The 9,547-nt window shown below is 60.6% G+C and carries 8 protein-coding genes; 4 read left to right on the forward strand and 4 right to left on the reverse strand.

The window, feature by feature from the left end; all coding sequences use genetic code 11:
• The first annotated feature begins 191 nt into the window (after positions 1–191).
• The 4 genes from IDH44_RS00510 (at position 192) to IDH44_RS00525 (ending at position 6,168) form a co-directional block, all read left to right on the forward strand.
• Positions 192–2,519, forward strand: a complete 2,328-nt coding sequence (locus tag IDH44_RS00510) for a helix-turn-helix domain-containing protein (RefSeq protein ID WP_190913667.1) — start codon at positions 192–194, stop codon at positions 2,517–2,519.
• Between the two features lie 154 nt (positions 2,520–2,673).
• Positions 2,674–3,624 carry an ABC transporter permease gene (locus IDH44_RS00515; RefSeq protein ID WP_190913669.1) on the forward strand — a complete coding sequence of 317 codons (951 nt, stop codon included), beginning with the start codon at positions 2,674–2,676 and terminating at the stop codon, positions 3,622–3,624.
• A 12-nt stretch (positions 3,625–3,636) separates the two neighbouring features.
• The gene (locus tag IDH44_RS00520) at positions 3,637–4,509 is read left to right on the forward strand and encodes a carbohydrate ABC transporter permease (RefSeq protein ID WP_190913671.1); all 873 of its coding nucleotides are present in this window, start codon (positions 3,637–3,639) and stop codon (positions 4,507–4,509) included.
• A gap of 51 nt (positions 4,510–4,560) precedes the next feature.
• Complete coding sequence (locus tag IDH44_RS00525; RefSeq protein WP_190913673.1) at positions 4,561–6,168, forward strand: extracellular solute-binding protein; 1,608 nt, start codon at positions 4,561–4,563, stop codon at positions 6,166–6,168.
• 289 nt (positions 6,169–6,457) lie between these two features.
• Here the strand turns inward: IDH44_RS00525 and IDH44_RS00530 are convergent, their stop codons facing one another.
• Genes IDH44_RS00530 through IDH44_RS00545 form a run of 4 tightly spaced genes read right to left on the reverse strand, consistent with a single transcriptional unit; the run spans position 6,458 to position 9,147 of the window.
• On the reverse strand, positions 6,458–6,787 hold the full coding sequence (locus IDH44_RS00530) for a winged helix-turn-helix domain-containing protein (RefSeq protein WP_190913675.1): 330 nt from the start codon (positions 6,785–6,787) through the stop codon (positions 6,458–6,460).
• Positions 6,780–7,445, reverse strand: a complete 666-nt coding sequence (locus IDH44_RS00535) for a hypothetical protein (protein ID WP_190913677.1) — start codon at positions 7,443–7,445, stop codon at positions 6,780–6,782. The genes IDH44_RS00530 and IDH44_RS00535 overlap by 8 nt, the downstream gene beginning before the upstream one ends.
• A 23-nt stretch (positions 7,446–7,468) precedes the next feature.
• Positions 7,469–8,224, reverse strand: a complete 756-nt coding sequence (locus tag IDH44_RS00540) for an ABC transporter permease (RefSeq protein WP_190913679.1) — start codon at positions 8,222–8,224, stop codon at positions 7,469–7,471.
• Positions 8,221–9,147 (reverse strand): ABC transporter ATP-binding protein, encoded by a 927-nt coding sequence (locus IDH44_RS00545; protein ID WP_190913681.1) that lies wholly within the window; start codon positions 9,145–9,147, stop codon positions 8,221–8,223. Before IDH44_RS00545 ends, IDH44_RS00540 begins: the two co-directional genes overlap by 4 nt.
• Positions 9,148–9,547: the final 400 nt, after the last annotated feature.

The following is a 9,547-nucleotide window of genomic DNA, read 5'->3' on the forward strand; positions in this document are numbered from 1 at the left end:
GGCCCCTTCCGGCGCGAGCGGCGCCGGGAGGGGCCTCTCGCCGTGCCAGTCGCCGCCGCCACTCACACTGCGCGGATCGGAGCTTTCAAAAAAACATCATCGATTTTTTGTCCGCGATTCGGTATACTGTCGGATAATTAAAGCGTTTGCAATTATAAATATGCAACGAATTTACGAGAGGGGGAGCTGACATGAGGCGGCTGCGCATGATTACTGTGGTGCTGGTCTTGTCGATCTTGCCGGTGGTCGGCTTCGGCGCATTTGTGTATGTCATGGGCACCGATGTCGTCAAGTCGGAAATCCATCGTTCGTCGCTCACTGCCATGAACCAGATGAGCCGCCAAATGGACGCGACGCTAAGTCAGATCGAGCAATTCACCACCCAACTGGCGATGCAGGTCAATCTGATCGAGATCGCCAAAATCGGGGCGCAGCCGCGTCTGGGCACGCTGCAGGCGACCAATCAGCTCAAAAGCGAGCTGAATGCCTTCGCAGGTACAATCAACGGCATTGACACGGTCGACTTCTATCACTTCGAACAGGAGCTGGTCGTCTCCTCGCGCGGTCTGTTCTCCCTCTCCAACGGCCAGTATGCGGATCTGTCGTGGATGCCGCAGGTCGAGCGCGCCGAGCAGGCGGGCGTCCAGAGTCTGTGGATGGCGCCGCGCATGGCCGTGAGTCCGCAAGAGACGCCGTACCCGGTCATTACACATGCCCGGCTGCTGCCCCTCCTCTCCAGCAAGGCCCGCGCCGTGCTGCTGGTCAATCTGAAGCCGTCATATCTGCATCGCTTGATCGGGCCGCTGCCCGAGCAGACGGACGGCGCGATTCTCGTGCTCGGCGAGCGGCAGGAGACGATCGTACAGCAGGGCAATCTGCAGCTGACCGAGGCCCAGCGCCGGCAGGTGGCCGAGATCATTCGTGCCGAAGACGACGGCGCCGTCAGCTCTGCCGCCCGGTGGGATCAGACGACGTACCGTCTCCATGAGCCGGAGCTCTACGTGACGCTCAAAAAATCCGACGGCCACGAGTGGGTCTATGCGATGATTGTGCCGGTCGATTCGGCGAGCCAGAGCCTCGCGCTGCTGCGGCGCATCATTGTGACCAGCACGCTCGGGCTGTCGCTGCTCGCGCTCGTGACGGCGTACTTCAGCTTTGCGCGCTTCCAGCGCGGCATTCAACGGCTGCTGCGCCTCTTCGAGCCGGAGCGCGTCGCGCTTCGCCGCGAAGCCCGGCTGACGGCCCCCTCCGATCACTACGCCGGCCAGGTCGAATACATCGCCGCGAATATCGCCTCGCTGATGAACGAGGTGCGGGAGGTGCGCGCCTCGTGGAGGGACCAGCTGCCGCTGCTGCGGGCGCACTATCTGTTGTCGGCCATCGTCGGCAATGCGAGCTCGACGGCGCATCTGACCGAGCGCTATCAGAAGGAAATCGAGTTGTTTGGCGAACCGCTTTTCGCTGTGCTGGTCGTCGAAATGGTCGCAGGCGGCGCCGACGCCCGCTTTTCGGACGAGGACTTGCCGCTCTTCCTGTTCGCGGCGGCCAATATCATCAACGAGCTGCTGGAGGCGCGCTGCCGGGTCGAGACAGTCGTGACGCATGATCATGTCGTCGTGATCTTCAATCTCAAGCGCATCAGCGCCGATGCTTATGTCCTGGAGGCGGCCGAGCAGATTCGTGCCGAAGTGCGGCGCTACACGCGCCACTCGGTCACAATCGGTGTCGGCCGCTGCGTGGCGTCTTTTGACCAGTTGTCGCTCTCGTACCATGAGGCGCTGCGCGAGCTGCGGCTCAACTGGCTGGAGCTGGGGGATGTCGTGCTCTCGGACACGACGCAGCGCGGCCGGGCGCATCCGCTTGCCGCCTACCCCTCCCAGGCCGAGGGCGCGCTGCTGGAGTGCGTGCGCTCCGGCGACGAGGCCGGCGCCGGGACGGCGCTGACGCGCTTCCATGAGGAGCTGGCGCAACGCCGCCTACCCTTCTCTATGATCAAGACGTACGACCTGCAGCTGCTGGCCGCACTGCTGCGATTGGCTCAGGAGTACGAAGCGGACTTGGCGCCTGTCTTCGGGGGAACCAATCCGTATGACGCCTTCTTCCGACTGGCCAGTGTGAGCGAGATGGACGCGTGGTTCACCGAGGCGGCGATTCTGCCGATCATGGCGCTGATCCGGTCCTCGCGCAAGCAGCGCAAGGAAGAGGTCGCGCGCAAGGCGCTGCGGATCGTGGAGGAGCGCTACGCTCAGGACCTGTCGCTGCAACTGGTGGCGGAGGAGCTGCGGATGACGCCGTCCTATGTGAGCCTCATCTTCAAGCAAGAGACCGGCGGTACCTTCATTCAGCATGTCACACGCTTCCGCGTAGAGCGTGCCAAGCGGCTGCTGCGCGAGACGGAGCTGACCATCGCGCAGGTGGCCGGCGAGGTCGGCTATGCCAATGCGCAGCATCTCATCCGCGTCTTCAAGAAGCTGGAGCAATGTACGCCGGGCGAGTATCGCGCCCGCGCCTCCGCCTGAGGGGACCGGGGGGAGGGGCTCCTACCCGCCGGGAGCGCATCAAAAGGTGATCATTGAACTGGAACCGACCTCATTCTAATCTGGGATTAACCGAATCCGGCCGCCCAAGCCCGTGCTCGGTTAACCGCAACGAATGAACGTAAGGAGGGGTTCCATGCCGCAACCGGCAGCCGCGCTGGGCGAGCGTCGCCACAGAGGCAGTGCGTATCGCCTATGGCGGTCCTACACATCGCATCTCAGTCTGATCTTGATGTTTTTGCCTGGTTTTGTTTTGTTTTTCGTATTCGAGTATTTTCCGCTGTATGGCGTCCTGATCGCCTTCAAGGACTATCGACTGCTGGAGGGCGTCATGGGCAGTCCGTGGGCAGGCCTTGCCCATTTCGAGCGTTTGTTCACAGGACCGGGCTTCAAGGACGCGTTGCGCAATACGGTCATTATTGCCGCACTCAAGCTTGTCATCGCGTTCCCCGCTCCGATCATCCTGGCGTTGATGCTCAACGAGGTGCGGGTGCTGCTGTTCCGCAAGATCATTCAGACGGTGTCGTACTTGCCGCATTTTTTTTCGTGGGTCATTCTCAGCGGCATGATGTTCGCCTTCCTCAGCCTGGATGGCGGCTTCAATCAGTTGCTCGGCCTGATCGGCGTCGAGCCGGTGAGCTGGCTGTTGTACCCCGATTACTTCTACGGCATCCTGGTCGCCTCCGATATCTGGCAGAGCATCGGTTGGGGCTCGATCATCTACTTCGCAGCGCTGGCCGCGATCGATCCGACCCTGTACGACGCCGCGATCGTCGATGGCGCCGGACGCGGGCAGCGGGCCTGGCACATCACGCTGCCGTCGATCATGCCGACGGTCATCATCGTGTTCCTGCTCGGCATCAGCGGCTTCCTGTCGGTCGGCTTCGATCAGGTCTACAATCTGATGACGCCGGCGACCTCGCAGGTGGCCGAGATTCTGGATACGTACGTGCTGCGCAGATTGCTGGCGCTCGATTACGCACTCGGCACCGCGGCCGGGATCTTCAAGGCGATCGTCGGCCTGGCGCTGGTCCTGATCGGCAACGCGCTCGTCAAGCTGTACGACAAGGAGCAGGGACTATGGTAAGGGGGCGGGCGCATGATTAGATCGACGCGCGGCGAGCGCTTATTCGATGTGTGCAATATTTTGCTGCTGCTGCTGCTCGGAATCAGTACCCTGTATCCGTTCATGTATGTATTGACGATCTCGCTCAGCACGCCGGCCGACGCGGCTCGCGAATCGCTGCATGTCTTGCCGACGGCGCCGACCTTCGAGGCCTACGGCAAAATATTCGAGCATCCGCAGTTGTGGCGCGCTTATCTGAATACAATCGTGCGCACGGCGCTGGGCGTCGCGCTCGTCATCGTGGTGCTCTCGCTGGTTGCGTACCCGCTGTCGCGGCGCACCTTTCCGCATCGCAAATTCATTACCTTCCTGTTCGTCTTCAGCATGTTGTTCAGCGGGGGCCTGATCCCGACCTACCTGCTGATCAAGCAACTCCATCTGCTGGATACGATCTGGGCGCTCGTGCTGCCCGGCGCGGTGAGCGCCTTCCGTGTCATCATCCTGCGCAACTTCTTCGAGGCGGTGCCGGGGGAGGTTATCGAATCGGCCCGTATCGACGGCGCTCGCGAGCTGACGATCTTCGCCCGCATCATGCTGCCGCTCTCGGTCCCGGTGCTCGCCGTCATTGCGCTTTGGACTGCGGTCGGCCACTGGAACGCCTGGTTCGACGCGCTGATCTATATCAGCGATCCCGACAAGCAGGTGCTGCAGCTGTTCTTGCGCCGCACCGTGCTGGAGAATGCCAGTCTGACGCCGGACCAGCAATTGCTTGATCCGACACAGTATACGCCGGAGACGCTCAAGGCGGCTACGATCATGACGGTCTCGCTGCCGATCCTGCTTGTCTATCCGTTCGTGCAGCGTTACTTCGTCAAGGGCATCATGCTGGGCTCGGTAAAAGGCTGACGAGAAATGCCGTTCAAGAAGCAGTTCACCACTATAAGGGAGGAAAACGAGATGCAAAAAAAGGGGAGCTCGTGGGAAAAATGGGGGGCGGCGAGCGTGACGCTGCTGCTCGCCGCCAGCCTGCTCGGGGCTTGCTCGGGCGGCGACAACGTTCCGGCGAACAGCCGGGACAACGGAAGCGCGCCATCCGCAGGAACCGCCGGCAACAAGGACGGAGCAGCAGCGGAGCCGAGAGAGCCGATCGTAATCAAGTGGATGCCGCTGCCGGGCAATCTGACGGACAACTCGTATGCGCAGACATACATGGAAGCAAAATTCGGCGTGACCATCGAGCCCTACATTATCCCCGACGGCTACATGGAGAAGCAGCAGATTCTGCTGGGCTCGAACGATATTCCGGACATCTTCTACGTCCCGGACCCACAGTACATCAGCCGCTATGCGGCGCAGGGGCTGCTGGCGGAGGTGTCGCCGGAAGTAATCGAAGCGCATGCGCCGGACACGTTCAAGATGCTTAACGCATTCGCGCCGCAGGCGTGGTATTATTCGAACTACGACGGCGCCAACTACGGCCTGCCGACGGTCTACTACACCGGTCAATACAACACCAAGCAGCTATGGCGGGATGATCTGTTGCGGCAGGTCGGCATCGATACAATCCCCGTGACGCTGGAAGAGATCGAGGCCGCGTTCGCGGCGCTCAAGGAGATCGGCGTCTATGGCATGACGACGAACGGGCACGTCGATTACAACCAGTTCCATTCCATTTTCGGCGCTTTTGGCGTCATGCCGATCCAGTGGATGGAACGCGACGGCAAGGTCGTCAACGGCGCTACGCAGCCTGAGGCCAGGGAAGCGCTCGCGCTGCTCGCGGACTGGTTCGCCAAGGGGTATATCGATCCGGAATTCGTCACCGGGCAGGAGCTGGAGACCAAGCTGGTCAACGGCAAGGTCGCATTCTACGATTCGGGCAATAACAATGCGCTCGATCCGGACAATCCGAACAGTGTGATCAGCAAGATCAAGCAATTGAATCCGGAGGGGAGCATTGCTTTCGGCGAGCTGCCCAAAGGTCCCGGCGGCCAGCACGGTTGGGCATGGGGCACAGGCGGCCATATCTGGGCGTTCGGCCGCCAGCTGGAGGACGAACCGGAGAAGCTGGCCAAAATTCTGGAGATGATCAATACGATTCAGAACGACGAAGAAACCTTTCTCGCATTGGCCTGGGGCGAGGAGGGCAAGCACTGGGCATACCACGATCCCGAGCGAGGTGCGGAAGGCGGGCTGAAGCGGCTGCCGCCGTATGACGACGGAGCCAAGCTGCAGGCGGAGGGCTTGCGCGATTCGGGACTGACGACGGAATTTGCGAATCAGGGCAACCCGGCCCTGTTCGAGAAGTTTACGGCGAAGGAGACATTGGAGCAGCAAAAGCTCTACGCCAGCCCGATGTCCGATCTGTTCGGCAAGGCGGGGGTGCTGCCGTCGGCCGGTCAGTATTGGGGCGATCTGAGCAAGCTCAAGATCGAGGCGTATACGGCGATTATTTATGGTAACGAGCCCATCGCGTATTTTGACGAATTCGTCCGGCAATGGAACGAGCTCGGCGGCGCGCAGTTGGAGCAGGAAGCGAACGAACTGTATGCCCAGATGCAGCAGTAGCTCGTCTTGGCAGCGGCATCATCGTACTTTCCCTGCACAGCTCCCAGCGCGAGGGGGCCGGCGGCATGACGGCGGGCGGACGACTATGGGCAAGCAAGAAGATGCAGCGGTACGGGCATAGCTTGTAGGCACAGATAAAAAGCGGCGCGTCCTCTCACGGGGCGTGCCGCCTTATTCGCGATTAACCAGTCATATCCCGCAGAGACTGCTTCGAGCGCGAGCGCCATGGCTACACCAGGCGTCCGCAGCTCTGCGCCGCAGGGCTGCGCCGGAGGACGCGGCGGGAGCGTCAGTCGTCCTCGTTTGCCGGAGCTTGCTGCTGCGTCATGCGAATGATGCGCTCGAGTCCTTGGATATATTGACGGAACATCCGGATGCCGGTATCCGACGGCGTGCAGATCGTTTTGGGGCGCTTGCCGACAAAGGTCTTCTCCACCTGAATGTACCCGGCTTCCTCCAGCACGCGAATATGGTTGCCCAGATTGCCCTCCGTGAGGCCGAGCTCAGTCTTCAAAAATTTGAAATCGCAGGTGCCGTGGACCGCCAGCAAGCTCATGATGCCAAGCCTGGCCTTGGCATGAATCGTGTCATCGATCGCATCGAAGACATTGTCATCCATGACGCTTGCTCCGTGCTCGCAAGTACAAGCCTGTGGCGATCGTGCCGCCGCCGCCGATCAGACCCAGTACCAGGAACTGGTAGTCAATCAACAGCAGCCGTGTGAGCATTGCCAGGACGATCAGTCCGCCGCCGAGCAGCACCGGTCTGCGCCCGAGCAGCGGGGCGAGCGCGACGTAGACGATGCCGATCATCATCATCCAGAACAACGACACGTACTCGAGCCGGACGATGCCGGTGAACATCATGAAGGCCCCACTCGCCAGCACCGCGGCAAAGGGCACCCAGAACATCCAGCCGTAAGAGCCACCTTGCTCGTTGCCGCTCTCCTTCGGCAGGCGCATGCCGATGACCGCCGAGATCGCGCTGGCTACGACCGTGCCGATCGACCAATACCAGCCGGGCCATACCTCCACATCGAACTGCATGCCGGCGAAGCCGATCAGCATATAGAGTCCCCATAGGACCAGAAAGGGAGGAGAGTTGTCCAATCTGCGCCGATTGCGTGCGATCAGCATGGACATGAATTGAATGTCCTGCAGCGCCTGCTCGCGCTTGGTCGGATCGGCGGAGCCGCCGTTGGGCGTATGGATGTTGGACGTACCGCTATTGGACGTGCCGCCGTCGGAAAGACCGGATGGGTTCGTTTTTTGGGTCATGCTTGCTCACTCCTGGTTCGAAATCAGTTCACATTATTTTCCCACCTGAAGAGTACAAATGCAAGTGCCGCGGCCACAGCGGCGAAGCCGGCCAACACAAGCAGCTCAAGCCCGTAGGACTGTCCGGTCTGGCCGCTCCAGACGCCCTGCACCAGCGTGACGAAATAGGTCATCGGCACCCAGTTGCTCGCGGCCCGGACGAACGCCGGTAAAATCTCAAGCGGCATCGCGATGCCGGAGAGGAACATCATCGGGAAAAACAGCGCCATGGCGATGCCGCTGGCCGCTCCGGGCTGATTGGACAGGCCGGACATCGCGAAGCCAAGGCTGAAAAAGCCAAGTGCGCCAAGCAGTAAACACACCGCGAGCAGACCGATGCCGGCTACGCCAATCTCAATGTTCCAGACCAATTTCGCAATGAGGATAATTTCAACCGCGCCTGCAAGGATCAGCACGACGCCTTGGGTGGCATGAGAAGCCAGGACCGACGCCCTTGGCAGCGGTGTGACGCGGAAGCGCCGCAGCATGCCGGTCTCGCGATAATTGACCATGTTAATATTAAGCGTAAATAATCCGACGGACATCACGTTCATTGCGCACAGCGCGGGTACATAGTTATCAATGTAGCGCGTGCCCGGGATAATGCCGGGGCTGTCGCCGAACATGGAGCCGAACAGCAGCAGGATCAGAATCGGGTAGATCAGCACCCAGAAGATCGTAATCCAATCGCGTACATATAGCCGAAAATCAAATGCGGTGAGCTTCAGAAAAGCGGTCATTGCGTTTCCTCCTTCATCTGTTCGGCGGTCAGCTCGCGGAACACTTCGTTCATGGAAGCCTCGTCGAGCCGGAGTCCGCTCACGGTCCAGCCCTCTTGGTCGGCGAGACGGAAAAGCGCCTTAAGCGTCTGATCCATATCGCTGGAATGCAGGCTCCAGCTGCCGCGCTCGAGCTCGGCCAGCGCCACATGGGGCAGGGCGGCCAGCGCATCGCGGCTGGTGACGGCCGGATCGGCGAAGCCGATCCGCTTGATGCCGCCCAGCTGCGCCACCAGCGCACCTGGCGTATCGACGGCGACGATGCGTCCGCGCCGCATGACGGCCACCCGATCGCAGAGTGATTCCGCTTCTTCCATATAGTGGGTCGTCACGATGATGGTGCGACCTTCGTCGCGCATGCGCCGGATCGTCTGCCACATCTCGCCGCGGGCTGTCGGGTCGAGTCCCATGCTCGGCTCGTCGAGGAAGACGATCTCGGGATCATTGACGACGGCGAGCGCCAGCGCGACCCGCTGCTTCCATCCGCCCGACAGGGACTTGAAGGAAGCGCGGCGCCGCTCCTCCAGGCCAAAAAAGCGCAGCGCCCGCTCGGGATCGGTCTTGGTGCTATAAAAAGAAGCGAATAGCTCCACCAGCTCGCCGACTCTGGCCTTCGGGGGCACCGAGGTCGCCTGAAAGGCCACGCCGATGCGCTGCTTGATGGCGGCGGCCTGCTTGGCAATGTCCAAACCGAGCAAGTGGGCCGTTCCGCTGTCCGCTTGACGCAGCCCTTCCAGGATCTCGATCAGCGTCGTTTTGCCTGCGCCGTTCGGTCCGACGATGCCGAATATTTCGCCTTTTTGCACCTCTAACGATACGCCGTCGACCGCAACGGTGGCGCCGTAGCGCTTGCGTATGTCCCGCAGTTCGATCATGCTCTTCATTGTGGTTCGTCCTCCCATTGGTCGCGCTTTGCTCGACTGCGTCAATTACTGCTCATCGCTACTCCAATTGATTTGCCATTTAGCAAAGTCTGCAATTCAGCAAAATCAGCGAATCATCAAAGTCTGTAATCCAGCTTACTCTGCTGAGCAGAGTCAGATTACTCTGTAGAACAGAGTAATCTGAATTTTTATTTTTGTCAAGTAGATTTCGCGGAACGAAGCGCGTTGTGCCCCAAAAGGATGGCACACTCTGCTTCGCCTTGAAATCATAGCGTGCCGCAAAGTGAATGCGGCCCGTCTAGATTTTACGGAACGAAGCGCGTTGTGCCCCAAAAGGATGGCACACTCTGCTTCGCCTTGAAATCATAGCGTGCCGCAAAGTGGATGCGGCCCGTCTAGA

It is taken from the genome of Paenibacillus sabuli (assembly GCF_014705605.1).
In the GTDB taxonomy this organism is placed as follows: Bacteria; Bacillota; Bacilli; order Paenibacillales; family Paenibacillaceae; genus Paenibacillus_D; species Paenibacillus_D sabuli.